The organism is Pseudomonas sp. URIL14HWK12:I5 (genome assembly GCF_900176445.1).
In the GTDB taxonomy this organism is placed as follows: Bacteria; Pseudomonadota; Gammaproteobacteria; order Pseudomonadales; family Pseudomonadaceae; genus Aquipseudomonas; species Aquipseudomonas monteilii.
In genome coordinates this window covers 88,841-111,560 of record NZ_FWXQ01000007.1, presented here as the reverse complement: position 1 = coordinate 111,560, position 22,720 = coordinate 88,841, and the positions used below count along the sequence as shown (strand labels likewise).

28 protein-coding genes are annotated in these 22,720 nt (G+C 63.7%); 22 read left to right on the top strand and 6 right to left on the bottom strand.

The features are described 5' to 3' along the window. Positions 1-2: 2 nt before the first annotated feature. The 8 genes from gspF to B9A31_RS17225 are packed head-to-tail and all read left to right on the top strand — an operon-like array spanning position 3 to position 5,155. Positions 3-1,205: a type II secretion system inner membrane protein GspF gene (gspF, locus tag B9A31_RS17260; RefSeq protein WP_016713018.1), complete on the top strand. Its 1,203-nt coding sequence runs from the start codon at positions 3-5 to the stop codon at positions 1,203-1,205. Positions 1,206-1,222: 17 nt separating this feature from the next. Continuing rightward, positions 1,223-1,657 (top strand): type II secretion system major pseudopilin GspG, encoded by a 435-nt coding sequence (gene gspG / locus B9A31_RS17255; protein ID WP_019098381.1) that lies wholly within the window; start codon positions 1,223-1,225, stop codon positions 1,655-1,657. Between the two features lie 2 nt (positions 1,658-1,659). Continuing rightward, a complete protein-coding gene (gspH, locus tag B9A31_RS17250; RefSeq protein WP_025753753.1) occupies positions 1,660-2,091 on the top strand; it encodes a type II secretion system minor pseudopilin GspH in 432 nt (143 codons plus the stop codon). Then, positions 2,088-2,456 carry a type II secretion system protein GspI gene (locus B9A31_RS17245; RefSeq protein ID WP_019098314.1) on the top strand — a complete coding sequence of 123 codons (369 nt, stop codon included), beginning with the start codon at positions 2,088-2,090 and terminating at the stop codon, positions 2,454-2,456. The genes gspH and B9A31_RS17245 overlap by 4 nt, the downstream gene beginning before the upstream one ends. Further along, complete coding sequence (locus B9A31_RS17240; protein ID WP_025753752.1) at positions 2,453-3,043, top strand: prepilin-type N-terminal cleavage/methylation domain-containing protein; 591 nt, start codon at positions 2,453-2,455, stop codon at positions 3,041-3,043. Before B9A31_RS17245 ends, B9A31_RS17240 begins: the two co-directional genes overlap by 4 nt. Further along, positions 3,040-4,116 carry a type II secretion system protein GspL gene (gene gspL / locus B9A31_RS17235; RefSeq protein WP_084297243.1) on the top strand — a complete coding sequence of 359 codons (1,077 nt, stop codon included), beginning with the start codon at positions 3,040-3,042 and terminating at the stop codon, positions 4,114-4,116. The genes B9A31_RS17240 and gspL overlap by 4 nt, the downstream gene beginning before the upstream one ends. Next, complete coding sequence (gene gspM / locus B9A31_RS17230; protein WP_027615497.1) at positions 4,113-4,499, top strand: type II secretion system protein GspM; 387 nt, start codon at positions 4,113-4,115, stop codon at positions 4,497-4,499. The genes gspL and gspM overlap by 4 nt, the downstream gene beginning before the upstream one ends. Continuing rightward, entirely contained in the window at positions 4,496-5,155 is a 660-nt protein-coding gene (locus B9A31_RS17225; protein ID WP_027615498.1) for a general secretion pathway protein GspN, read from the top strand. The genes gspM and B9A31_RS17225 overlap by 4 nt, the downstream gene beginning before the upstream one ends. A 30-nt stretch (positions 5,156-5,185) precedes the next feature. Here the strand turns inward: B9A31_RS17225 and B9A31_RS17220 are convergent, their stop codons facing one another. Then, a complete protein-coding gene (locus B9A31_RS17220) occupies positions 5,186-5,740 on the bottom strand; it encodes a L,D-transpeptidase family protein (RefSeq protein WP_016713010.1) in 555 nt (184 codons plus the stop codon). 24 nt (positions 5,741-5,764) lie between these two features. Next, the gene (locus tag B9A31_RS17215; RefSeq protein ID WP_019098704.1) at positions 5,765-6,322 is read right to left on the bottom strand and encodes an NUDIX hydrolase; all 558 of its coding nucleotides are present in this window, start codon (positions 6,320-6,322) and stop codon (positions 5,765-5,767) included. 123 nt (positions 6,323-6,445) lie between these two features. Here B9A31_RS17215 and B9A31_RS17210 point away from each other — a divergent pair, with 123 nt between their 5' ends. From B9A31_RS17210 to purT, 5 genes are all read left to right on the top strand, one after another. Then, a complete protein-coding gene (locus tag B9A31_RS17210; RefSeq protein WP_084297170.1) occupies positions 6,446-7,045 on the top strand; it encodes a CoA pyrophosphatase in 600 nt (199 codons plus the stop codon). Between the two features lie 44 nt (positions 7,046-7,089). Further along, positions 7,090-7,614 (top strand): gamma carbonic anhydrase family protein, encoded by a 525-nt coding sequence (locus B9A31_RS17205; RefSeq protein ID WP_025753749.1) that lies wholly within the window; start codon positions 7,090-7,092, stop codon positions 7,612-7,614. Next, on the top strand, positions 7,604-7,801 hold the full coding sequence (locus B9A31_RS17200) for a DUF1289 domain-containing protein (protein ID WP_027609560.1): 198 nt from the start codon (positions 7,604-7,606) through the stop codon (positions 7,799-7,801). Before B9A31_RS17205 ends, B9A31_RS17200 begins: the two co-directional genes overlap by 11 nt. A 117-nt stretch (positions 7,802-7,918) precedes the next feature. Continuing rightward, complete coding sequence (locus B9A31_RS17195; protein WP_019098707.1) at positions 7,919-8,386, top strand: 7-cyano-7-deazaguanine/7-aminomethyl-7-deazaguanine transporter; 468 nt, start codon at positions 7,919-7,921, stop codon at positions 8,384-8,386. A gap of 76 nt (positions 8,387-8,462) precedes the next feature. Beyond that, positions 8,463-9,644, top strand: coding sequence for a formate-dependent phosphoribosylglycinamide formyltransferase (purT, locus tag B9A31_RS17190; RefSeq protein ID WP_019098708.1), 1,182 nt, complete (start codon positions 8,463-8,465; stop codon positions 9,642-9,644). A 33-nt stretch (positions 9,645-9,677) separates the two neighbouring features. Here purT and B9A31_RS17185 read toward each other — a convergent pair whose 3' ends face one another. The 3 genes from B9A31_RS17185 to B9A31_RS17175 form a co-directional block, all read right to left on the bottom strand. Further along, entirely contained in the window at positions 9,678-10,979 is a 1,302-nt protein-coding gene (locus B9A31_RS17185; protein ID WP_016713003.1) for an MFS transporter, read from the bottom strand. Between the two features lie 275 nt (positions 10,980-11,254). Then, positions 11,255-12,460, bottom strand: a complete 1,206-nt coding sequence (locus B9A31_RS17180) for a transporter associated domain-containing protein (protein ID WP_019098709.1) — start codon at positions 12,458-12,460, stop codon at positions 11,255-11,257. A gap of 9 nt (positions 12,461-12,469) precedes the next feature. Further along, positions 12,470-13,279 carry a cytochrome C assembly family protein gene (locus B9A31_RS17175; protein ID WP_016713001.1) on the bottom strand — a complete coding sequence of 270 codons (810 nt, stop codon included), beginning with the start codon at positions 13,277-13,279 and terminating at the stop codon, positions 12,470-12,472. 256 nt (positions 13,280-13,535) lie between these two features. Here B9A31_RS17175 and ffh point away from each other — a divergent pair, with 256 nt between their 5' ends. The 6 genes from ffh (at position 13,536) to B9A31_RS17145 (ending at position 17,606) form a co-directional block, all read left to right on the top strand. After that, a complete protein-coding gene (ffh, locus tag B9A31_RS17170) occupies positions 13,536-14,912 on the top strand; it encodes a signal recognition particle protein (RefSeq protein WP_012270758.1) in 1,377 nt (458 codons plus the stop codon). Between the two features lie 248 nt (positions 14,913-15,160). Beyond that, positions 15,161-15,412 carry a 30S ribosomal protein S16 gene (gene rpsP / locus B9A31_RS17165; RefSeq protein ID WP_008094480.1) on the top strand — a complete coding sequence of 84 codons (252 nt, stop codon included), beginning with the start codon at positions 15,161-15,163 and terminating at the stop codon, positions 15,410-15,412. A 5-nt stretch (positions 15,413-15,417) separates the two neighbouring features. Continuing rightward, on the top strand, positions 15,418-15,954 hold the full coding sequence (gene rimM, locus B9A31_RS17160) for a ribosome maturation factor RimM (protein ID WP_084297169.1): 537 nt from the start codon (positions 15,418-15,420) through the stop codon (positions 15,952-15,954). A 3-nt stretch (positions 15,955-15,957) separates the two neighbouring features. Then, entirely contained in the window at positions 15,958-16,710 is a 753-nt protein-coding gene (gene trmD / locus B9A31_RS17155; protein ID WP_003252146.1) for a tRNA (guanosine(37)-N1)-methyltransferase TrmD, read from the top strand. Between the two features lie 42 nt (positions 16,711-16,752). Further along, complete coding sequence (gene rplS, locus B9A31_RS17150) at positions 16,753-17,103, top strand: 50S ribosomal protein L19 (RefSeq protein WP_003252148.1); 351 nt, start codon at positions 16,753-16,755, stop codon at positions 17,101-17,103. Positions 17,104-17,198: 95 nt separating this feature from the next. After that, positions 17,199-17,606, top strand: coding sequence for an acyl-CoA thioesterase (locus B9A31_RS17145; RefSeq protein ID WP_010952562.1), 408 nt, complete (start codon positions 17,199-17,201; stop codon positions 17,604-17,606). Positions 17,607-17,609: 3 nt separating this feature from the next. On the opposite strand, the gene B9A31_RS17140 is transcribed toward B9A31_RS17145, so the two are convergent. Next, on the bottom strand, positions 17,610-19,415 hold the full coding sequence (locus B9A31_RS17140) for a cation:proton antiporter (protein WP_027609561.1): 1,806 nt from the start codon (positions 19,413-19,415) through the stop codon (positions 17,610-17,612). A 68-nt stretch (positions 19,416-19,483) separates the two neighbouring features. Between B9A31_RS17140 and xerD the strand changes: the two genes are divergently transcribed. The 3 genes from xerD to B9A31_RS17125 all read left to right on the top strand — a co-directional run bounded on the left by xerD (position 19,484) and on the right by B9A31_RS17125 (position 22,665). After that, entirely contained in the window at positions 19,484-20,380 is an 897-nt protein-coding gene (xerD, locus tag B9A31_RS17135) for a site-specific tyrosine recombinase XerD (protein WP_016712997.1), read from the top strand. 153 nt (positions 20,381-20,533) lie between these two features. Next, positions 20,534-21,277: a thioredoxin fold domain-containing protein gene (locus B9A31_RS17130; RefSeq protein ID WP_016712996.1), complete on the top strand. Its 744-nt coding sequence runs from the start codon at positions 20,534-20,536 to the stop codon at positions 21,275-21,277. Positions 21,278-21,360: 83 nt separating this feature from the next. Further along, entirely contained in the window at positions 21,361-22,665 is a 1,305-nt protein-coding gene (locus tag B9A31_RS17125; RefSeq protein ID WP_016712995.1) for a homoserine dehydrogenase, read from the top strand. Positions 22,666-22,720 lie beyond the last annotated feature (55 nt).

Genomic DNA, 22,720 nt, shown 5'->3' with positions numbered 1-22,720 from the left:
GCATGCCGACGTATCGCTACCAGGCCGTCGACCTCGCCGGCAAAGCGCACAAAGCCAGCCTGCAAGCCGACAGCGAGCGCCATGCACGCCAGTTGTTGCGCGAGCAGGGCCTGTTCGCCCGACAGTTGCAGCGCCAGGAAGCCGGAGCCCGGCAAGCCAGGCGCCAGCGTTTAAGCCGCGCCCAGCTCTGTGAACTGACCCGCCAGCTGGCGACCCTTATCGGGGCTGGCATCCCCTTGGTCGATGCGCTGGGTACCCTTGAACGCCAACTGCGCCAGCCCGCCCTGCACAGTGTGCTGGTGGCCCTGCGTGGATCGCTCGCCGAAGGCCTGGGCCTGGCCCGCAGCCTGGCGCGCCAGGGGGCGCCGTTCACGGGTTTGTATTGCGCACTGGTCGAGGCCGGCGAGCGTTCCGGGCGCCTGGCACAGGTGCTTACACGTTTGGCCGACCACCTGGAGCAGGTACAGCGCCAGCAGCACAAAGCCCGTACTGCGCTGATCTACCCCACCGTATTGATGGGTGTGTCACTTGCCGTGGTCGTCGGCCTGATGACCTTCGTCGTGCCCAAACTCACCGAACAATTCGCCCACGCGGGGCAAAGCCTGCCGCTGATCACCTCGCTGCTGATCGGCCTGAGCCAGGGGCTGGTACACGCCGGGCCGTGGTTGTTGGGGGTAGCGTTGATGCTTGGCGTGCTCGGCGGCTGGTTGCTGCGCAAGCCGCATTGGTGCTTGCGCCGCGACCAGTTGCTGCTGCGCCTGCCGCGCATCGGCAGCCTGCTGCAGGTGCTGGAAAGCGCCCGCCTGGCGCGCAGTCTGGCGATTCTCAGTGGCAGTGGCGTGGCCCTGCTCGAAGCCTTGCAAGTAGCCACCGAAACCGTCGGCAACCGGCGCATCCGGCTGGCCATGGAGCAGGTGCGCCAGCAAGTGCAGGGCGGCACCAGCCTGCACCGAGCGCTGGATGCCAGCCAGCAATTCCCGCCGCTACTGGTGAACATGGTCGGCAGCGGCGAGGCTAGCGGCACCCTGGCCGACATGCTCGAACGCGTGGCCGACGACCAGGAGCGCGGCTTTGCCCGCCAGGTGGATACCGCCATGGCGCTGTTCGAACCCCTGATGATCCTGGTGATGGGCGCCGTGGTGCTGTTCATCGTGCTGGCGGTGCTGCTGCCGATCATGCAACTCAACCAGGGCCTGCAACTGTGACGACAAGGAGTTTTGCCATGCTGCATCGACGCAACCGCCAGCGCGGTTTCACCCTCATGGAAATCATGGTGGTGATCTTCATCATCGGCCTGCTCATCGCCGTGGTCGCGCCCAGCGTGCTGGGCAACCAGGACAAGGCCATGAAACAGAAAGTGATGGCCGACCTGGCCACCCTGGAGCAGGCGCTGGACATGTACCGGTTGGATAACCTGCGTTTCCCCAGCAGCGAGCAGGGCCTGGCCGCACTGGTGAAAAAGCCGAGCCAGGAACCACTGCCACGGGCCTGGCGCAACGACGGTTATGTGCGCCGCCTGCCGGAAGACCCGTGGGGCACTCCGTACCAGTACCGCATGCCCGGTGAACATGGTCGGGTGGATGTTTACTCGCTGGGCGCGGACGGCCTGCCCGGGGGGGAAGGCCAGGATGCCGACCTGGGTAACTGGGAACTGTAAAGGTGCGCCGTCAGCGGGGCTTCAGCCTGATCGAATTGCTGGTGGTGCTGGCCATCGCCGGCCTGATGACGGGCCTGGCGGTGGCGGGGCTTGGCAGCGGTCAAGCCAATGTCGACCAGGCGTTGCAGCGCCTGGCGGCCGAAACCCGAGCGCAGGCCGCGTTGGCCCGACATACCGGGCAGCTGCGCGGGCTGCGCTGGAATGGCCCGCGTCCGGAGTTTGTGCGGCGCGAGGGCAATGCCTGGGTCGTCGAAGCCGTTGCGGTGGGCGACTGGCCCAAAGGCCTGCACCCGGACTGGCCCGTCAGCCCGCAGCCGCGCCTGGTGTTCACGCCGCATGGCTGGGCACAGCCGGGCAGCGTGATCTGGCGCTGGGCCGATGGCAGCCAGCAATGGGCCTGGGGCCGCGATGGTCGCTTGCAGGTGGCGCCATGAAGCAACGTCAGCGTGGCTTCACCTTGCTGGAGGTGACCGTAGCCTTGGCGATCGCTGCTGTGCTGGCGGTGATCACCAGCCAGGTCCTGCGTCAGCGCCTGGCCGTGCAGGACAACCTGCAGCAGCATCGCCTTGGCCTGCTGTGCGCGCGTGAGCTGCAAACCCGCTTCGCTGTCGAGCAGTTCTGGCCTGCCGCCAATCAGGCTAACGGCGAGCTGAACCAGGGCGGCCAGCCGTGCCATTGGCAATTGCAACTGCGCCGCACCGGCGTGCGCGACTTGCGCCGGGGCGAGCTGCAACTGTTCGCCGACCGTGACCAGCGCCTGCCGCTGGGCCAGTACACCGTGTTTCTGGAGCGCCCATGAAGCGCCGCCAGGCTGGCTTGACCCTGATCGAGCTGATGGTCGCCCTGGCCCTGACAGCCTTGCTCGGCATCATGCTCGCCGCTTTGGTCAACGGCTGGCTCAAGGTCCGCGAACGCCTTCAGGTCACCAGCCAACAAACCTCGGTGCTGGACTTTTGCCTGGCCTTGGAGCGTCGCTTCGACAGCCCGGTGCTGCGCCGGGTCTATGACCAGCGCCTGCCCTTGACCAGCCGCTGGCTGGACTGGCAACCGGCAAGCCACCAATTGCAATGGGTCGCCGCCACCGGCCTGCCAGAGGCCGAGGGCGGATCGCGCCTGCAGCGCCAACGCTTGCGCTTTGAGGCCCGCGATCAACGCCTGCTGCTGGAAAGCTCGGCCGACCTGTACGCGGCCGCCGCCCCGCGCTGGATACAACGCGAACACCTCGACCGGGTCAGCGTGATGAATGTCCTTTATTACCAGGGCGGCCGCTGGCTGACCTGGCCTTCTGACCAGCCCGCGCATCCCGGCCGTGGTGTGCGCCTGGAATTGCAGCGTGATGGAGCACCCTATGTCTGCACTTTCGCCCTCCCGTGGGGGCACTCATGAAATTTGAATGGCGGCGACGAACGCCGGCTCAGCCGTGGTTGTTGCTGCGCCCCGGCGTTGTCTGGCACTGGGCACTGACCGAGGGCGGCATCGTGCAGCGCCAAGGGCAGGGTGAGCCACCGGCGAACCTGCAAGCCCGGGTTGCACTGATTCTGCCTGCCGAGGCGTGCAGCTGCTTCCGCGTACCGGCTCCACCGGGGCTCAAGCGTGAAGAGTGGTCGTTGCTGCTTGAGGACTGCTTGCTGCAACCGCCGGACGAAGTGGCCTGTGCCTGCCTGGCCCGAGAACCCGGGCACCTTCGTCTGCTGGTTGTGGCACGGCAGAAACTGGAGGGCTGGCGCGGGCAGTGTGCCGCATGGGGCCTGCAAGTGGAGCGTTGCTGGGCAGAGCTGCAGTTGCTACCTGCGTTAGAAGCAGGCACTGCCTGGCACTGGCAGCGCCCACCCGGCATGTCCTTGTACAAAGGGTTGGGCGAAGACGAACAGGAACACTGGCTGGCGTGGCCGGATGTACTGGAAGAAATGCCGCAGCAACCTTGGGCACACCTGCAAAAGGTGCCACTGAGTGGCGACTGGCCAAGTGCGCTGGCGCCCCTCGCTTCGCTGCCTGGCTTGTTCGAGCGTGGCCGCAAGGCACCTTCATTGCCTGCCGTTTCGCGTCCGCAGCAACGGCTGTTGGCTGCTTGCCTGGTACTGGCGACTGTATGGGGCAGCCTGTGGTTGAGCCAGCAATGGCGCCAGGCGCAACTCTGGCGGGCCCAGGTCATTGCCGTGACAGGCGAACAGGCCAGCCCACGGCATGCTGCTCAGGCCCTCAAGCGCCTGCGTGAAAGTGGGTTGCAACAGCAAGTGCGCACACGCCAGCTCGAAGACTTGCAGGCAACGTTGCAGGCGTGGCTGCGGGATCACCCCGGCTGGCGCCTGCAAGCCGTGCGCTTCGATGGCCAGCGCTGGCGCGTGCGGTTGGCGGGCGAGGGGGCCGCGCCACCTTGGCAAGACATGGCCAGCGCAGCGGGCGCCGCCGTGCAGGTGCTGAGTGGCGAAGTGATCTTCGACTTGGGAGCAGCCGTATGAGCCGCGACTGGATGCAACGTCATCGGTTGAAGTTCGCCTGGTTGTTGATTGCCGTGTTGCTGGCCTTCCTGGGCCTGCGCGGTGGCTTGGCGCAATGGCGCGAACTCAGTCAGTGGCAAGGGTTGGCTGCACAAGCCGCCAGTTTGCAGGGTGGCCCTGGCTTGAGCATGGAGCGTTTGAAGCAGTCGGCCGAGGCGCGGCGGGTGGCGCTGGCCGAGGTCGATGAACAAGGCAAAACCTGGCACCTGCGCGGGCAGGTGGCCGATGAGCGGGCGCTGCAAGACTGGTTGCAGGCCCTGCGCACCGAAGGCGTACAGCCGCTGCAATGGGGGCTTGAGCAGGATGGCAAGGTGCTGCGCTTCGATCTGGTGGTGCAGCCATGAGCCGTAAAGCTGCGGCGTGGGTACTGCTCGTGTTCGCCGTGACACTGCTGGTGGAACCACCTGCTAGCTGGGTGGCGCGCGGGCTCGGCCTGCCAATGCAGGATGCCCGTGGCAGCCTGTGGCAAGGTCACGCACAACAGTTGGGGCCAGTCGGGCCATTGCGTTGGTCGGTGGAGCCTTGGCGCATGCAGGCCACTGCGCAGCTGGGGTTCCAAGGGCAAGCCTGGCAGCTGCGTGCCGAAGGCTGGCCTTGGCGTTGGCGGCTGGAAGCAGCGGCCATGGGGCCTCAGGCTACGGTGGCGGCTGATTACCGCCTGGCCGGGCAGTGGCAGGGCGCAGTGCACCTGAACGGGGTAGGGCGCCGGTGCCTGGCCAGCGAAGGCCGCGTAACAGTGAGTGATCTGGCACTGAGCCAACCCTGGTCGCTGGGCCTGGGGCAGGGCTGGCTGGAAATGGACTGCCGCAGTGGCTGGCGCCTGCGTGGCCAACTGGCGCAGCAGGGGCAGCATCAGTTGGCGGTGGATGCTGACCTGCCAGGTCGTCGGGCGCAGCTGGTATTCGAGTTGCAACCGGAGGCTGCGTTGACGCCTTTGTTGCGAGGGGCGCAGTGGCTGGGGCCGCAGGCGTTGGCAGGGCAACGCGACTTGCGCTGGTAAACCTGTCGAAGCGGGTACTTGCTTGTAGGGCTAAGGCCGAATCTCGATCAACGTCCCATCCCGCACCAGGTCCCACACTTCCTGCATGTCACGGTTACGCATGGCAATGCAGCCATCGGTCCAGTCCAGGGTATGGAAGTACCATTCCGGGTATTCGTCGTTGATCGGCGTGCCGTGGATCATGATCATGCTGCCGGCACTCACCCCTTCGCGGGTGGCACGGGCGGCGTCGCTGACGTTCGGGTAATTGATGTGCATGGCCAGGTTGAAGCGGTCGCTTTGCTTGCGCCAGTCCAGCCAGTACAGGCCTTCGGGGGTTTTTTTGTCGCCTTCGCGCTCTTTGGCGCCCTTGGGCTGCTTGCCCAGGGAAATGCGGTAGGTTTTCAGCGGCTCGCCACGGCTGATCAGCTGCAGGCGGCGCTCGGACTTGATCACCAGCACCTTGTCGATCAGCGGTTGCATGGCCTGCTGCGAAGGCGAAGGCGTTTGCGCTGCCGGTACGGGCTTGCGGATGATGGTCTCGGTGAAGGCCGCTTGGGACACCGAGGTAACGCAAAGGCAGAAAAGGGCAAGCAACCAACGCATGTAACGGTATCCCTGAAGGCTTTTCTATGTAGAGGTCGTGGTCGAGACGTTCATCGGCGGCAGGTACTCATGGCCAATGGGGTAGTGATGCCCGATGCGGTCGCGATAGTAGCATTCTAGTGTGCGCGTGACGGTGCGAAAAGCCAGCTCGCCCCACGGTACCTCATGTTCTTCGAACAAGCGCACCTCCAGGCTTTCGATACCCACATCAAAGGCAAGGTCCGCCAGCTCGGCGCGGAAGAACACGTGCACCTGGTTGATGTGCGGCAAATCGAACAGCTGGTACAGGCTCATCGACCCGACCCGGGCGCAGGCTTCCTCGACAGTTTCGCGACGGGCGGCCTGGTCGAGGGTTTCGCCGTTCTCCATGAAGCCGGCGGGCAAGGTCCAATAGCCCCGGCGGGGCTCGATGGCACGCCGGCACAACAGCACCTGGCTGCCCCAGGTTGGCAACACGCCAGCAACGATGTTGGGGTTCTGGTAGTGGATGGTCTGGCAAGACTCGCAGACATACCGCAGGCGGCTGTCGCCTTCGGGGATCTGCTGTATGACCGGCTGGCCGCACGCGCTGCAGAATTTCATGTGTAGGTCCTTTTGCTTGGGGCTATCTTGGCGCGCCGGCAAGGCCGCCGCAAGCACAGGGGCTTGGGTGCTTCGCGGCTTTGGTGCATCATGCAAGGCAGGCCTTGGATACGAGTGTGCGCAATGCTGGACGAGCTACTTCGCCGAATGAGCAACCACCAACCCGCGTCATTGGAAACCGACCGGCGGTTCCCTGAAGCGGCGGTTCTTTTGCCCATTACCCGCAGCGAAGCGCCCGAACTGGTCCTTACCTTGCGCGCCAAGGGCCTGTCCACACATGGTGGCGAAGTGGCCTTTCCCGGTGGCCGTCGCGACCCGGAAGACCCGGACCTGGTGTTCACCGCGCTCCGTGAAGCCGAAGAAGAAATCGGCCTGCCGCCGGGGCTGGTGGAAGTGATCGGCCCGCTCAGCCCGCTGATTTCGCTGCACGGCCTCAAAGTGACGCCATTCGTCGGGGTTATTCCCGACTTCGTCGAATACCGCGCCAACGACGCCGAAATCGCGGCAGTATTCACCGTGCCGCTGGAATTCTTCCGCCAGGACCCGCGCGACCATACCCACCGTATCGATTACCAGGGGCGCAGCTGGTATGTGCCCAGCTACCGCTATGGCGAATACAAGATCTGGGGGTTGTCGGCGATCATGATCGTGGAACTGGTCAACCTGTTGTTCGATGCCGGCATCAGCCTGCACCAGCCCCCTGAGCGTTACATCAAAAACTGAGCGGGGCCAACCCCGCCGTCTGCGTTCCAGCCTGAGGAGCAAGCATGAAATACCGCCTGGGCGACCTGCGGGTCGAGAGCCACCCCACCAGTTGGGCCGCACCCAACGCCACACTGATTGGCAACGTGCGCCTGCAGGCCGATGCCAGCGTATGGTTTGGCGCGGTACTGCGCGGGGATAACGAGCTGATCGACATTGGCGAGGGCAGCAACGTGCAGGATGGCACGGTGATGCACACCGACATGGGCTCGCCGCTGACCTTGGGCAAGGGCGTGACCGTTGGCCACAACGCCATGTTGCATGGCTGCACGGTGGGCGACTACAGCCTGGTCGGTATCAATGCGGTGATTCTCAACGGCGCGCGCATCGGCAAGCACTGCATCATCGGCGCCAATGCATTGATCGCCGAGGGCAAGGAAATCCCTGATGGGTCGCTGGTAATGGGCTCGCCGGGCAAGGTGGTACGTGAATTGACCGAGCAGCAAAAGCGAATGCTCGAAGCCAGCGCCGCGCACTATGTGCATAATGCCCGGCGTTATGCGCAGGAACTGGTGATTGATGATGAGTGATGTTGTAGAGCGGCCGGTAGCCTCGCCGTGCGTGAGCATTTGTGCGCTGGACGAGCAGGATGTCTGCACCGGGTGCCAGCGTACCGTGGCGGAGATTGGCCGCTGGGGGCGGATGGACAATGACGAGCGCCGGGCGGTGTTGAAGCTCTGCCATGAACGGGCAGTAGCCGCCGGCCTCATCCTGTAGGTTGACGCAGAACCTGTGGGCATGCCCGCTCCCACAGGTTATGTGGTGCGGTGCCTGCGGGTTTACCCGCGAAGAAGCCAGCGGTAATCTGTAGGGCTTGCCCACAGACGACTCGCCATGTTCTATCTGATTGCCTACATCAGCAGCGTAGTGCTGATCAACTACGCCTTCTCTAGCGCCCCGCACCTGGACATCATCTGGTCCGCCTGGGGCGGCCTGGTGTTCATCCTGCGTGACATGGTGCAGACCCGCTTCGGCCACGGCGCCCTGGTGGCCATGCTGGTGGCCCTGGTGCTGTCCTACGTCACCTCGGAGCCGGCCATCGCCTTGGCCAGCGCCACCGCGTTCTTCATTTCCGAGCTGATCGACTGGCTGGTGTTCAGCATCACCCGCCGGCCGCTGCGCGACCGCCTGTGGCTGAGCTCGGCACTGAGCATTCCGGTGGATACCTTCATCTTCTTCGGCATGATCGGCGCCCTGACGCCGGTGATAGTCGGCACCGCCATGGCCTCGAAGTTTGCCGGTGTCACCGCCGTGTGGCTGGCCATGGCATTTCGCGCCCGACGGGCCGCCGTTGCGGGCTGATGGTGTAGAATAGCGGTCCTTTTTCAGCGGGCCGTACCAAGCCTGGTGCGACCCCGGATGCCTTCGAGGACCTGAAATGACCCGTATCGGAACCCCTTTGTCGCCCACCGCGACCCGTGTACTGCTGTGCGGCTGTGGCGAGCTGGGCAAGGAAGTGGTGATCGAACTGCAGCGCCTGGGCGTCGAGGTGATCGCCGTCGACCGCTACGCCAATGCCCCGGCCATGCAGGTGGCGCACCGCAGCCACGTGGTCAACATGCTCGATGGCGTGGCCCTGCGGGCCGTGATCGAAGCCGAAAAACCGCACTACATCGTTCCGGAAATCGAAGCCATCGCCACCGCCACCCTGGTCGAGCTGGAGAACGAAGGCTTCAACGTGGTGCCGACTGCCCGTGCCACCCAGCTCACCATGAACCGCGAAGGCATTCGTCGCCTCGCCGCCGAAGAGCTGGAGCTGCCAACGTCGCCCTACCACTTCGCCGACACCTATGAAGACTTCGCCAAGGGCGTGGCCGATGTCGGCTACCCGTGCGTGGTCAAGCCAGTAATGAGCTCGTCGGGCAAGGGCCAGAGCCTGCTGCGCAGCGATGCCGACTTGCAGAAGGCGTGGGACTACGCCCAGGAAGGCGGCCGCGCTGGCAAGGGCCGGGTGATCGTCGAGGGCTTTATCGACTTCGAATACGAAATCACCCTGCTGACCGTGCGCCATGTGGGGGGTACCACCTTCCTGGAGCCGGTTGGTCATCGCCAGGAGAAGGGCGATTATCAGGAATCGTGGCAGCCGCAGGCCATGAGCCCGAAAGCGCTGGCCGAATCGCAACGCGTGGCCAAGGCGGTCACCGATGCCCTGGGCGGTCGTGGCCTGTTTGGTGTTGAGCTGTTCGTGAAGGGCGACCAGGTGTGGTTCAGCGAAGTGTCGCCACGCCCGCATGACACGGGCCTGGTCACCCTGATTTCCCAGGACCTGTCGCAGTTTGCCTTGCATGCCCGCGCCATTCTCGGCTTGCCGATTCCGGTGGTGCGCCAGTTTGGCCCGTCGGCCTCGGCGGTGATCCTGCCGGAAGGGCAGTCGCAGCAGACCAGCTTCGCCAACCTGGGCGCAGCGCTGAGCGAGCCGGATACCGCCATTCGCTTGTTCGGCAAGCCGGAAATCAACGGCACCCGCCGCATGGGCGTGTGCCTGGCGCGTGATGAGTCGGTAGAGCAGGCGCGGGCCAAGGCGACCCGTGCATCGCAAGCGGTCAAGGTCGAGTTCTGATCCGATTGGGGCCGCAACGCGGCCCCCATTTGTTTACAGTTCGGTATTGCGGGTCTCTTTCAGGCACAACACGGCAATCAGGCTGATCACCGCCGCCGCCGACACATACCCTCCCACCCAGCTCAACCCACCCATGCTCACCAGCTTCTGGGCAAAGAACGGTGCCGCCGAGGCCCCGACAATCCCGCCCAGGTTATACGCCGCCGAAGCGCCGGTATACCGCACGTGGGTCGGGAACAGTTCAGGCAGCAGTGCCCCCATTGGCGCAAAGGTCACGCCCATCAGGAACAGTTCGATGGCCAGGAACAGCGCTACGCCCGTGGTCGAGCCCGAGGTCAGCAGCGGCTCCATGGTAAAGCCCGACGCTACCGCCAGCAGGCCACCGACGATTAGCACCGGCTTACGCCCGTAACGGTCGCTGAGCCAGGCCGACAGGGGCGTGGCCAAGGCCATGAACACCACCGCGAAGCACAGCAGGCCAAGGAACGTCTCGCGGCTGTAGCCCAGTGTGGTCACGCCATAGCTCAGCGAGAACACTGTAGAGATGTAGAACAGCGCGTAGCACACCACCATGGCCGCAGCGCCCAGCAGGGTTGGCACCCAGTACTTGGAGAACAGGTCGACCACCGGCATTTTCACCCGCTCGTGACGGGCAACGGCCTTGGCGAACACCGGGCTCTCTTCAAGCTTCAGGCGCACATAGAGCCCCACCAGCACCAGCGCAGCGCTGAGCAGGAACGGAATACGCCAGCCCCACTCACGGAACTGCTCGTCGCTGAGCAGCAGGGCCAGGGTCAGGAACAGGCCGTTGGCAGCCAAAAAGCCGATCGACGGCCCAAGTTGCGGGAACATGCCGAACCAGGCGCGCTTGCCTTCCGGGGCGTTCTCGGTGGCCAGCAGCGCCGCGCCACCCCATTCGCCGCCCAGGCCCAGGCCTTGGCCAAAGCGCAGCAGGCAGAGGATGATCGGCGCCCACACGCCGATGCTGTCATAGCCTGGCAGCACGCCAATGGCCGTGGTGGACACACCCATCAGCAGCAGCGACGCGACCAAGGTTGATTTACGGCCGATGCGGTCGCCGAAATGGCCGAACAGCGCCGAGCCCAATGGGCGGGCAAGGAAGGCAATACCAAAGGTGAGGAACGCCGCCAGCATCTGCGCAGTGCCCGACCCCGACGGGAAGAACACCGGGCCGATCACCAGGGCAGCGGCGGTGGCGTAAACGTAAAAGTCGTAGAACTCGATGGCGGTGCCGATAAAGCTGGCTGTGGCCACCCGTGCCGGCGAGTTGACCGGCGCGGCAGGCGCTTCGGCATAGGTGCTGCTGGTTGTCATTAAGTAGGTCCCTAACAGTCTGGTCCGGCTCCATGGGCTTTGCCCGCGACGGTGTGCAATGCAAAAGGGCAGGCACAGATGCGCGGACGCCGGAGCGTTTTGTTGTTGTGTGCGCCCGACTGACGATAGCCCAAGGGGGATAGGGGCGGGGCGGGCTCTGTTCGGGGTGTTGAAGCAGGGCCGCAGGGCGTGTCAGTGGAGCGGACTGGCCGTGTAGCGCCGGGTGCGGGTAGCAGGCGGGACGGCGGGGCTGGGTAAGCGTGACCCGAGTATAGCTATCGGGTCACGGTCCACACCAGTACCTTGCTGGCACAATTGTCCTCTGTTTCGAGGATTTCCAGGCGATAGCGGCCGATCTTCAGGCAAACGGCGCTTTCCGGGATGCTCTCCAGCGCCTCGGTCACCAGCCCGTTGAGGGTTTTCGGCCCGCCGTCGCAAGGCAGGTGCCAGCCCAGGGTGCGGTTGATTTCGCGTAGCGAAGCGGTGCCATCGATGACGAACGTGCCATCGGTCTGCGGGTGTACATGGGGGTTGTCCAGGCTTTGCTCGTCCTCGAACTCACCGACGATCTCTTCGAGGATGTCTTCCAGGGTGACAATGCCAAGCACCTCGCCGTACTCGTCCACCACCACGCCCAGCCGGCGCTGTTGCTTGTGAAAGTTCAGCAGCTGCATTTGCAGCGGCGTGCTTTCCGGCACGAAATAGGGTTCGTAGCAGGCGCTGTGCAGCGCCTCCAGGGTCAGCTCGGCCTTGGGCAGCAGGTGGCTGATCAGCTTGGTGTTGAGGATCGCCTCAACCTGGTTGATGTCGTTGTGGTAAACCGGCAGGCGGGTATGGCGGCTGACGATCAGCTGCTCGATGATGCGCTCGATCGGCTCGTCGAGGTTGATGCCGTCCACTTCATTGCGCGGTACCAGGATGTCGTTGACGGTGATCTTGTCCAGCGATTGCAGGCCGTCGAGCAGCCCGTGGCGGGGTGTTTCGTGTTCTTCGTCTTCGTCGAAGTCATCGACTTCCTGCGGGTGCAGGGCCACTGCGGTTGGTTGCACGCGGAACGGGCGCAGCAGCAGTTTGGCGAAGCCGTCCAGCAGGCAGGCCAGCGGCTGCAGCAGGGCGAGGGGTGCTTTCAGCAGGCTGGCACCAAGGCTGACGAACGCCTGCGGGTTGCGCCGGGCCAGCCGCCGTGGCAGGTACTCGGCAAAGACCAGCAAGGTGAAGGTAGCGGCCAACCCCGCCAGCCAGAAGCCGTGCTCGCCGCTATGACGCTGACCCAGCAGGCAGGCCAGGCCTAGCACCAGCAGCTTGCCAAGGCTGGCACACAGCACCAGGGCCTGGGCCGGCAGGGCGTGCATGCCGTCTTCGTGGCTGCGCAGCGAGCCATTGAGCTGCAGGCGGGCGGCATCCACGGCAGTGAACAGTGCTGACCACAACAGGGCCAGTGCGAGGGTGCCGAATAGCGGTGCGTACGGCAGGGTGTCCATGGGCGGCCGTCAGATATGCAGGATGAATTCGCGAACCAGCTTGCTGCCGAAGTAGGCCAGCATCAGCAGGCAGAAACCGGCCAGCGTCCAGCGGATAGCCTTGTGGCCGCGCCAGCCGAGGCGGGTGCGGCCCCACAGCAGTACGCTGAACACCACCCAGGCGACACAGGCCAGCAAGGTCTTGTGCACCAGGTGCTGGGCGAACAGGTTGTCGAGGAACAGCCAGCCGGAGATCAGCGACAGCGACAACAGGCACCAGCCGGCCCAGAGGAAGCCGAACAGCAGGCTTTCCATGGTTTGCAGGGGCGGGAAGTTGCGGATCAGCCCGGACGGGTGCTTGTTCTTCAGCTGGTGGTCCTGCAGTAGCAACAGCAGTGACTGGAATACTGCAATGGTGAACAACCCGTAGGCCAGGATCGACAGGAGGATGTGCGCGAGGATGCCGGGTTCTTCGTTGATCAGCGGCACCGTGCCGGGTGGCGCGAACTGCGCCAGCAGCGCGGTTATCGCACCCAGCGGGAACAGTAGCACCAACAGGTTTTCCACCGGTATGCGCAGGCAGGCCAGCAGGGTCAGGGCAATGACGGCTACGGCGATCAGGCTGGCGGCACTGAAGAAGTCCAGGCTCAGGCCCAGCGGGGTGATCAGCTGGAAGAACAGTGCACCGGCCTGGGCCAGCACCGCGAAGGCACCCAGCAGGCCAAGCAGGCGCTTGTCGGCCTTGCGGCCCTGGGCGAGGTGTGTGCCCTGGTAGATGGCCGCTGCTATATAGAGGCCGGCGGCGATCAGGTTGGGGATGAGGCTGGGTGAGGAGACCATAAGTCCTGGTTGGCGAGCCTTAAAGAGACGGAGTGTGGCATAGATTCCGCTGCTCTAGGAAGACTGGTAGGCCGTGTGGGAGCGGGCTTGCCCGCGAACAGGCCCTGGCAGCCACCGAATATCTCCCAGGCCTCCACCAAGGTGTGCGCCGCCGCCGCACTTCGCTATAATCGCCGCCTTGCTGTGCCCGGCGGGTGTGTATTTCCCCCAGGGCGCCTGACAAACCTCGGCTTTTACTGGGCCTGAAAGGATCACCATGTTCGAAAACCTGACCGACCGCCTGTCACAGACGCTGCGCCATGTCACCGGCAAGGCCAAGCTGACCGAAGACAACATCAAGGACACGCTGCGCGAAGTGCGCATGGCCCTGCTCGAGGCCGACGTTGCCCTGCCGGTGGTCAAGGATTTCGTCAACAGCGTCAAGGAACGTGCGGTCGGCACCGAAGTGTCGCGCAGCCTCACCCCGGGCCAGGCGTTCGTGAAAATCGTCCAGGCCGAGCTGGAAAGCCTGATGGGCGCGGCCAACGAAGACCTCGCGCTGAACGCCGCCCCGCCAGCCGTCGTGCTGATGGCCGGCCTGCAGGGCGCCGGTAAGACCACCACTGCCGGCAAGCTGGCGCGCTTCCTTAAAGAGCGCAAGAAAAAGAGCGTGATGGTGGTGTCCGCCGACGTCTATCGCCCGGCGGCGATCAAGCAGCTGGAAACCCTGGCTAACGACATTGGTGTCACCTTCTTCCCGTCCGACATCAGCCAGAAGCCGGTGGCCATTGCCGAAGCGGCCATCCGCGAAGCCAAGCTGAAGTTCATCGACGTGGTCATCGTCGACACCGCCGGCCGTCTGCACATCGACGCCGACATGATGGACGAGATCAAGGCGCTGCACGCTGCGGTCAAGCCGATCGAGACCCTGTTCGTGGTCGACGCCATGACCGGCCAGGACGCCGCCAACACCGCCAAGGCGTTTGGCGAGGCGCTGCCACTGACCGGCGTGGTGCTGACCAAGGTCGACGGTGATGCCCGTGGCGGTGCTGCGCTGTCGGTGCGTGCCATCACCGGCAAGCCGATCAAGTTCATCGGTATGGGCGAGAAGACCGAGGCCCTTGAGCCGTTCCACCCCGACCGTGTTGCTTCGCGCATCCTCGGCATGGGCGACGTGCTCAGCCTGATCGAGCAGGCCGAGCAGACCATCGACAAGGCCAAGGCCGACAAGCTGGCCAAGAAGCTGAAGAAAGGCAAGGGCTTCGACCTCGAAGACTTCCGTGACCAGCTGCAGCAAATGAAGAACATGGGCGGCCTGGGCGGCCTGATGGACAAGCTGCCGAGCATCGGTGGGGTCAACCTGTCGCAGATGGGCAACGCACAAGGCGCGGCCGAGAAGCAGTTCAAGCAGATGGAAGCGATCATCAACTCCATGACCCCGGCCGAGCGCCGCGACCCTGACCTGATCAGTGGTTCGCGCAAGCGCCGTATCGCCTTGGGTTCCGGCACTCAGGTGCAGGACATCGGCCGGCTGATCAAGCAGCACAAGCAGATGCAGAAGATGATGAAGAAATTCTCTGCCAAAGGCGGCATGGCCAAGATGATGCGCGGCCTGGGCGGCATGCTGCCTGGCGGCGGTATGCCGAAGCTGTAAACCTCTATTCCGGGCGCCTGCCTTTTGTCGGACAGGCGCCCAGAACCCCCGCCTTGGCGGGGCAACGGCCGCGGATTTCGCGGCGCAACCGGCAAATCTGGACGGTGGGGCAGGGCCTTGCCGAAAAAGTCATTTGCAAATGTCCGTGTATTCCCCGAGAATATGCGGCCTTTTGGGCACCCGTGTGCCTATTTGGCATTCAGATTTGCAGTACAAACTGCAACACCGACTATAGGAACGATGTTCACATGGTAACCATTCGTCTGGCCCGTGGCGGCTCGAAAAAGCGCCCATTCTACCACCTGACCGTGACCAACTCGCGTAACGCCCGTGACGGCCGTTTCGTTGAGCGCGTTGGCTTCTTCAACCCGATCGCATCGGGCGCCGAAGTCAAGCTGTCGGTCAACCAAGAGCGCGTCACCTACTGGCTGAGCCAGGGCGCACAGCCGTCTGAGCGCGTTGCTCAGCTGCTGAAGGACGCTGCCAAGGCCGCTGCCTGAACAGTATGAACGCGACGCCAGAAAAGGCTGATGACCTCATCGTCGTCGGCAAGATTTTTTCGGTTCACGGCGTTCGCGGCGAGGTGAAGGTGTATTCCTTTACCGATCCGATTGAAAACCTGTTGGATTATCCACGCTGGACGCTTCGGCACGAAGGCAAGGTAAAGCAGGTCGAGCTGGTCAGCGGTCGTGGCTCCCAAAAGGGCCTGGTCGTGAAGCTTAAAGGCCTCGAGGATCGTGATGAAGCCCGTCTTCTGAGCGGTTATGAAATCTGCATTTCGCGGAGCCTTTTGCCCAACCTGGCTGCCGACGAGTACTACTGGTACCAGTTGGAAGGCCTGAAGGTCATCAACCAGGACGAACAACTGTTCGGCAAGGTCGATCACCTGTTGGAGACCGGTGCGAACGATGTAATGGTGGTCAAGCCCTGCGCAGGCAGCCTGGATGATCGCGAGCGTCTGTTGCCCTATACGGCGCAATGCGTGCTCAACGTCGACCTGGAAGCAGGCGTGATGCGGGTTGAATGGGACGCGGACTTCTAAACGATGGGTAACCTTCGCGTAGACGTCATCACGTTGTTCCCCGAGATGTTCTCGGCCATCACGGAGTACGGCATTACCAGCCGCGCGGTGAAACAGGGGTTGCTTCAGGTGACTTGCTGGAACCCGCGGGACTACACCACAGATCGTCACCACACGGTAGATGATCGGCCGTTTGGCGGTGGTCCGGGCATGGTGATGAAAATCAAGCCTCTGGAAGACGCCCTGGTTAGCGCCAGGCAAGCGACCGGAGCAGCGGCGAAGGTGATCTACCTGTCGCCACAAGGCCGCAAGCTGACTCAGCAGGCGGTCAAAGGCCTGGCCGAACAGGAATCGTTGATCCTGATCGCCGGTCGTTATGAAGGCATCGACGAGCGCTTTATCGAGGCTCATGTCGATGAGGAGTGGTCGATTGGCGACTATGTGCTTTCCGGTGGCGAGCTGCCGGCCATGGTACTGATCGATGCGGTTACACGGCTGCTGCCCGGAGCTTTAGGGCATGTGGACTCGGCGGAAGAAGATTCCTTCACCGACGGTCTGCTGGATTGCCCGCACTACACCCGACCTGAGGTGTATGCGGATCAGCGTGTTCCCGACGTGTTGCTAAGTGGCAACCATGCACATATCCGGCGTTGGAGGATGAAGCAGTCCCTTGGTAGGACCTTCGAACGACGCGCCGATCTTCTGGAAAGTCGCTCGCTTTCTGGAGAAGAGAAGAAGCTGCTCGAGGAATACCTCCGCGAGCGGGACGATAGTTAAACGTATCGATGGTGGATCGCGTATCCATCTTAGGAGCACAGCATGACCAACAAGATCATCCAGCAGCTCGAAGCCGAGCAGATGAGCAAGGAAATCCCGACCTTCGCACCAGGCGACACCGTTGTCGTTCAGGTTAAAGTGAAGGAAGGTGAGCGTTCCCGTCTGCAGGCGTTCGAAGGCGTTGTTATCGCCAAGCGTAACCGCGGTCTGAACAGCGCCTTCACCGTGCGCAAGATCTCCAGCGGCGTTGGCGTAGAGCGTACCTTCCAGACCTACAGCCCGCAAATCGACAGCCTGGCCGTGAAACGTCGTGGTGACGTGCGTAAAGCCAAGCTGTACTACCTGCGCGACCTGTCCGGCAAAGCCGCTCGCATCAAGGAAAAACTGTCCTGAGTACAGTTTGCCCGGTGGCCGAGGCCGCCTAGCGAGAAAAAAGCAGCCTTCGGGCTGCTTTTTTGCGTTTTGAACCTTTCAAAGATGTGAATGCCATGACTACCCGAGACCAGGAAATCCAGCGCCGTACCGAGCTGTCGGTGACTCGCGTGACCAAGGCGGTGTTCCCAAACACCACCAACCACCACAACACCCTGTTCGGCGGCACCGCCCTGGCCTGGATGGACGAAGTGTCGTTCATCGCCGCCACGCGCTTCTGCCGCCTGCCGCTGGTGACCGTGTCCACCGATCGCATCGACTTCAAGCACCCGATTCCGGCGGGCTCGATCGTCGAACTGGTAGGCACGGTAATCAAGGTCGGCAATACCAGCTTGCAGGTGCAGGTGGACGTGTTTGTCGAGAACATGTACCTGGACGGCCGCGAACGGGCCATTCACGGTGTGTTCAGCTTTGTCGCCATTGACGAGGACAAGCGCCCGGTGCCGGTGCTCCCGGGCGCCTGAGTGTCAGGGCTCCGGGGCTGGCTCGATCAACGCCACCAGGGTCCATCCCGGTTGCGGCTGTAGCGGGTTGTCGGGGCTGGCTACATGTACCCAGCCATGCCCGTCTCGGGCGAACAGCAAGTGCGCACGCTCGCCATGCAGTGCCTGGTAGGCATCCCAGCCAAAGCCTTCGGTCAGGTTGGTGCTGTACAGTTCGGCGCCCTGATGCAGCCGGTTGGCCAGTTGCAGATAGGTCATTGGGCTGGCTCCCAGTAGATGCCCCCGATGCTCTTCGGCAGCTCGGTGCTTGTCGCTGCGTTGCTTCTCCAGGCCACTGGCCAGCACGAACAGCCGGCCGTTACCGAAGTCATGGCGGAACCTTGCGCAGGCCAGGGCGTTGATTTCGCCAGCGGGAGACAGCCCCAGCAAGTGCCCGAGGCCGACCAGGTCCAGGTGCGCGTCGGCATGTTGCGAGGCGGGGTTGCCAAAGTAGGTCGGTAGTCCGTCCATGCGCGCGGCGCGAATGTTTTCCCAGCTGGAGTCTGTGAGCAAAACCCGACAGCCCAATTGCTGCAGGGCTTTGGCGATGGCCCGGGCCGGCTCGTTGGCACCGACCACCAGAAAACCACTGGGCGCCGGTTCGGCGACCTTGAGCAGACGTGCCAGCGGCCTGGCCGTGGCGCTTTGCAGTACCACCGTGCCGATGATCACGGCGAAGGTCAGCGGCACCAGCAGCAAGGCGTCCGGGTGTCCGGCCTGATGCAGGCGGATGGCGAAAATCGCTGAAACGGCGGCGGCAACGATGCCGCGTGGCGCAATCCAGGCCAGCAGTGCCCGTTCCCGCCAACTGAGCGGTGAGCCCAGTGTTGCCAGCCACACGTTCAGTGGGCGTGCCAGCAGCTGGATCACCAGCAACAACGCCAGTACCGCCGGGCCGAGGCCCAGCAGGGCATGCAGGTCAAGGCGCGCAGCCAGCAGGATGAACAGGCCGGAAATCAGCAGTACGCTGAGGTTCTCCTTGAAGTGCAGGATCTGCCGCACATCCACCCCGCGCATGTTGGCCAGCCACATGCCCATCACGGTCACTGCCAGTAGCCCGGACTCATGCACGATCTGGTTGGCTGCGATGAAAATACCCAGCACCGCCGCCAGTGATGCGAGGTTGTGCAGGTATTCCGGCAGCCATTGTTCGCGCATGATCTGCCCCAGCAGCCAACCCCCGGCCGCACCCAGGGCGCTACCGCAGAAAATGACCCCCGCGAAGGTAGTGAGGCTCTGGAACAGGCCATTGCCGTCTGCACTGGCGATGATGAAGCTGTACACCACCACGGCCAGCAGCGCACCGATCGGGTCGATCATGATCCCTTCCCAGCGCAGGATGTTGGCGATGGTCGACTTTGGCCGCACCACGCGCAGCATCGGCACGATCACAGTGGGGCCAGTCACAAGGGTCAAGGTGCCGAACAGAATCGCCAGCGGCCAGTCGAATCCCAGCAGCCAGTGGGTCGCCAGGGCGATGACCAGCCAGGTGACCAGCGCGCCCACGGTGACCAGGCGATGCACCACGCTGCCGATTTCGCGCCACTGCGACAGGTGCAGGGTGAGGCTACCTTCGAACAGGATCAGCGCCACTGCCAGCGACACCAGCGGCATCAGTAGCGGGCCGAACAACGCCTCGGGGTCGAGCCAGCCCAGTGCCGGACCGGCAATGATCCCGGTCAGCAGCAGAAACAGAATCGCCGGTAGCTTCAGGCGCCAGGCCAGCCACTGGCAGGCCAGTGCAGCGGCGCCGATGCCGCCGACGCTAAGTAGTATCTGCTCTTCGCTCATGTGGGCTCCCTATGCCTGCGCTGTTATGAAAGACTAAGCATCAATCCGCCGTTTGCCACCGAGTTTTCATGTCCGCCCTCGACCATCCCCTGATCGACCAGTTTCTTGATGCCCTGTGGCTCGAAAAAGGCCTGTCCGACAACACCCGCGTGTCCTACCGCAGCGACCTGGCCCTGTTCAACGGCTGGCTACAGGAACATTCGGTTTCCCTGCCGGATGCCGGCCGTGACCTGATCCTCGACCACCTGGCCTGGCGCCTCGACCAAGGCTACAAGCCACGCTCCACGGCGCGCTTCCTTTCCGGCCTGCGCGGCTTCTTCCGCTACCTGCTGCGGGAAAAACTGGTGGCCATCGACCCGACCCTGCAGGTCGAAATGCCGCAGCTGGGCAAGCCGCTGCCCAAGTCGCTCTCCGAAGCCGACGTCGAGGCCTTGCTGCAAGCCCCGGACCTGGGCGAAGCCATTGGCCAGCGCGACCGCGCCATGCTCGAAGTGCTGTATGCCTGCGGCCTGCGCGTCACCGAACTGGTCAGCCTGACCCTCGATCAGGTCAATCTGCGCCAAGGTGTACTGCGTGTGATGGGCAAGGGCAGCAAGGAGCGCCTGGTGCCGATGGGGGAAGAGGCGGTCGTGTGGCTGGAGCGCTATCAACGTGACGGTCGCGCCGAACTGCTCAATGGCCGCCCCAGCGACGTGCTGTTCCCCAGCCTGCGTGGCGAGCAGATGACTCGGCAGACCTTCTGGCACCGCATCAAGCACCATGCCCGGGTTGCCGGCATCGACAAGCCGCTGTCGCCGCATACCCTGCGCCACGCCTTCGCCACCCACCTGCTCAACCATGGCGCCGACCTGCGCGTGGTGCAGATGCTGCTTGGCCACAGCGACCTGTCCACCACGCAGATCTACACCCACGTCGCCAAGGCCCGTCTGCAGCAGTTGCACGCCCAGCACCACCCGCGTGGATGAATGTTTTTCATGTTCCGCCGACTGGTCCTTGCAAGGCCCTTCACCGGCGGTGTGATGTGGTAGGCTTGGGCGGTTTGCACCAAGGGCCGCACGGCCACCGCGTATTTTCCGCAGGTGGCGCCCTCCGGCCCCTGTCCGCCTTCAGGAGTTCCCATGCGCGTGACCCAGTTTTTCGCCGCCGCCGCGTTGGCGCTGGCCAGTACGTTTGCCGTAGCTGCGGCAACCGATAACAATGCCGGTGCCGAGCAGGCCATCCGTAAATCGTTGCAAAACCTTGAGCTGGAAGTGCCCGTGGAAAGCGTGGCCAGCAGCCCGCTCAACGGCCTCTATGAAGTGAAGCTGCAGGGCGGCCGTGTGCTGTACGCCAGCGCCGACGGCCAGTTCGTGATGCAGGGCTACCTGTTCCAGATCCAGGACGGCAAGCCGGTCAACCTCACCGAAAAAACCGAGCGCCAAGGCATCGCCAAGCTCATCAACGGCATTCCAGCCGCCGAGATGGTGGTTTATCCTGCCAAGGGTGAGACCAAGTCGCACATTACCGTATTCACCGACACCACCTGCCCGTACTGCCACAAGCTGCACGCCGAAGTGCCCGAGCTGAACCGCCGCGGTATCGAAGTGCGCTACGTCGCCTTCCCGCGTCAGGGCCTCGGCTCGCCGGGTGACCAGCAGTTGCAGGCGGTGTGGTGCTCCAGCGACCGTCGTGGGGCGATGGACAAGATGGTCGAAGGCGAAGAAATCAAGGCTGCCAAGTGCACCAACCCGGTCAGCAAGCAGTTCCAGTTGGGCCAGTCGATCGGCGTCAACGGTACGCCGGCCATCGTGCTTGAAAGCGGCCAGGTCATTCCGGGCTACCAGCCGGCACCGCAGGTCGCCAAGCTGGCACTGGCCAAGTAATCCAATTCAGTACGCCGTCGTCATGGGGTGACGGCATGTTTCACGGTCGGCAAACGTGCCGGCCGTTCAATGGGGAGTTCACAGTGAAACCGGTCAAAGTAGGCATCTGTGGGTTGGGGACCGTCGGTGGCGGAACCTTCAATGTACTTCAGCGCAACGCCGAGGAGATTGCCCGCCGTGCCGGGCGCGGTATTGAAGTGGCACAGATCGCCATGCGCTCGCAGAACCCGAACTGCCAGATTACCGGTACCCCCATTACCGCTGACGTGTTCGAAGTTGCGAGCAACCCGGAGATCGACATTGTCATCGAGCTGATCGGTGGCTACACCATCGCCCGCGACCTGGTACTCAAGGCCATTGAAAACGGCAAGCACGTGGTCACCGCCAACAAGGCGCTGATTGCCGTGCACGGCAACGAAATTTTCGCCAAGGCCCGCGAGAAGGGCGTCATCGTCGCCTTCGAAGCGGCCGTGGCTGGCGGCATCCCGGTGATCAAGGCCATCCGCGAGGGCCTGTCGGCCAACCGCATCAACTGGCTGGCCGGTATCATCAACGGCACCGGCAACTTCATCCTCACCGAAATGCGCGAGAAGGGCCGTGCCTTCCCGGACGTGCTGGCCGAAGCCCAGGCGCTGGGTTACGCCGAAGCCGACCCGACCTTCGACGTCGAAGGCATCGACGCCGCGCACAAGCTGACCATCCTGGCGTCCATCGCCTTCGGCATCCCGCTGCAGTTCGACAAGGCCTACACCGAAGGCATCACCCAGCTGACCACTGCTGACGTGAACTATGCCGAGGCCCTGGGGTACCGCATCAAACACCTGGGTGTGGCGCGTCGTACTGCCGAAGGCATCGAGCTGCGCGTACACCCCACGCTGATCCCGGCTGACCGTCTGATCGCCAACGTCAACGGCGTGATGAACGCCGTGATGGTCAACGGTGACGCCGCCGGTTCCACCCTGTACTACGGCGCGGGCGCCGGCATGGAGCCTACCGCTTCGTCGGTGGTCGGTGACCTGGTGGATGTGGTGCGTGCCATGACCTCCGACCCGGAAAACCGCGTGCCGCACCTGGCCTTCCAGCCAGACGCGCTGTCGGCTCACCCGATCCTGCCGATCGAAGCCTGCGAAAGCGCCTACTACCTGCGCATCCAGGCCAAGGATCACCCGGGCGTACTGGCCCAGGTGGCCAGCATCCTGTCGGAGCGTGGCATCAACATCGAGTCGATCATGCAGAAGGAAGCCGAGGAGCAGGACGGCCTGGTACCGATGATCCTGCTGACCCACGGCGTGGTCGAGCAGCGTATCAACGATGCCATCGTCGCCCTGGAAGCCCTGCAGGACGTGGTCGGCAAGGTCGTGCGCATCCGCGTCGAACAGCTCAATTAATTTTGTTCTCGGGCCGCCGGCGCGGCCCGGGCCTTAGCATCGAAGGTTTGCACCC

Coding starts and splice junctions, on each gene's coding strand:
- gspF (WP_016713018.1), top strand. CDS start 3: ATGCCGACGTATCGCTACCAGGCCGTCGACCTCGCCGGCAAAGCGCAC.
- gspG (WP_019098381.1), top strand. CDS start 1,223: ATGCTGCATCGACGCAACCGCCAGCGCGGTTTCACCCTCATGGAAATC.
- B9A31_RS17245 (WP_019098314.1), top strand. CDS start 2,088: ATGAAGCAACGTCAGCGTGGCTTCACCTTGCTGGAGGTGACCGTAGCC.
- B9A31_RS17240 (WP_025753752.1), top strand. CDS start 2,453: ATGAAGCGCCGCCAGGCTGGCTTGACCCTGATCGAGCTGATGGTCGCC.
- gspL (WP_084297243.1), top strand. CDS start 3,040: ATGAAATTTGAATGGCGGCGACGAACGCCGGCTCAGCCGTGGTTGTTG.
- gspM (WP_027615497.1), top strand. CDS start 4,113: ATGAGCCGCGACTGGATGCAACGTCATCGGTTGAAGTTCGCCTGGTTG.
- B9A31_RS17225 (WP_027615498.1), top strand. CDS start 4,496: ATGAGCCGTAAAGCTGCGGCGTGGGTACTGCTCGTGTTCGCCGTGACA.
- B9A31_RS17220 (WP_016713010.1), bottom strand. CDS start 5,740: ATGCGTTGGTTGCTTGCCCTTTTCTGCCTTTGCGTTACCTCGGTGTCC.
- B9A31_RS17215 (WP_019098704.1), bottom strand. CDS start 6,322: ATGAAATTCTGCAGCGCGTGCGGCCAGCCGGTCATACAGCAGATCCCC.
- B9A31_RS17210 (WP_084297170.1), top strand. CDS start 6,446: ATGCTGGACGAGCTACTTCGCCGAATGAGCAACCACCAACCCGCGTCA.
- B9A31_RS17205 (WP_025753749.1), top strand. CDS start 7,090: ATGAAATACCGCCTGGGCGACCTGCGGGTCGAGAGCCACCCCACCAGT.
- B9A31_RS17200 (WP_027609560.1), top strand. CDS start 7,604: ATGATGAGTGATGTTGTAGAGCGGCCGGTAGCCTCGCCGTGCGTGAGC.
- B9A31_RS17195 (WP_019098707.1), top strand. CDS start 7,919: ATGTTCTATCTGATTGCCTACATCAGCAGCGTAGTGCTGATCAACTAC.
- purT (WP_019098708.1), top strand. CDS start 8,463: ATGACCCGTATCGGAACCCCTTTGTCGCCCACCGCGACCCGTGTACTG.
- B9A31_RS17185 (WP_016713003.1), bottom strand. CDS start 10,979: ATGACAACCAGCAGCACCTATGCCGAAGCGCCTGCCGCGCCGGTCAAC.
- B9A31_RS17180 (WP_019098709.1), bottom strand. CDS start 12,460: ATGGACACCCTGCCGTACGCACCGCTATTCGGCACCCTCGCACTGGCC.
- B9A31_RS17175 (WP_016713001.1), bottom strand. CDS start 13,279: ATGGTCTCCTCACCCAGCCTCATCCCCAACCTGATCGCCGCCGGCCTC.
- ffh (WP_012270758.1), top strand. CDS start 13,536: ATGTTCGAAAACCTGACCGACCGCCTGTCACAGACGCTGCGCCATGTC.
- rpsP (WP_008094480.1), top strand. CDS start 15,161: ATGGTAACCATTCGTCTGGCCCGTGGCGGCTCGAAAAAGCGCCCATTC.
- rimM (WP_084297169.1), top strand. CDS start 15,418: ATGAACGCGACGCCAGAAAAGGCTGATGACCTCATCGTCGTCGGCAAG.
- trmD (WP_003252146.1), top strand. CDS start 15,958: ATGGGTAACCTTCGCGTAGACGTCATCACGTTGTTCCCCGAGATGTTC.
- rplS (WP_003252148.1), top strand. CDS start 16,753: ATGACCAACAAGATCATCCAGCAGCTCGAAGCCGAGCAGATGAGCAAG.
- B9A31_RS17145 (WP_010952562.1), top strand. CDS start 17,199: ATGACTACCCGAGACCAGGAAATCCAGCGCCGTACCGAGCTGTCGGTG.
- B9A31_RS17140 (WP_027609561.1), bottom strand. CDS start 19,415: ATGAGCGAAGAGCAGATACTACTTAGCGTCGGCGGCATCGGCGCCGCT.
- xerD (WP_016712997.1), top strand. CDS start 19,484: ATGTCCGCCCTCGACCATCCCCTGATCGACCAGTTTCTTGATGCCCTG.
- B9A31_RS17130 (WP_016712996.1), top strand. CDS start 20,534: ATGCGCGTGACCCAGTTTTTCGCCGCCGCCGCGTTGGCGCTGGCCAGT.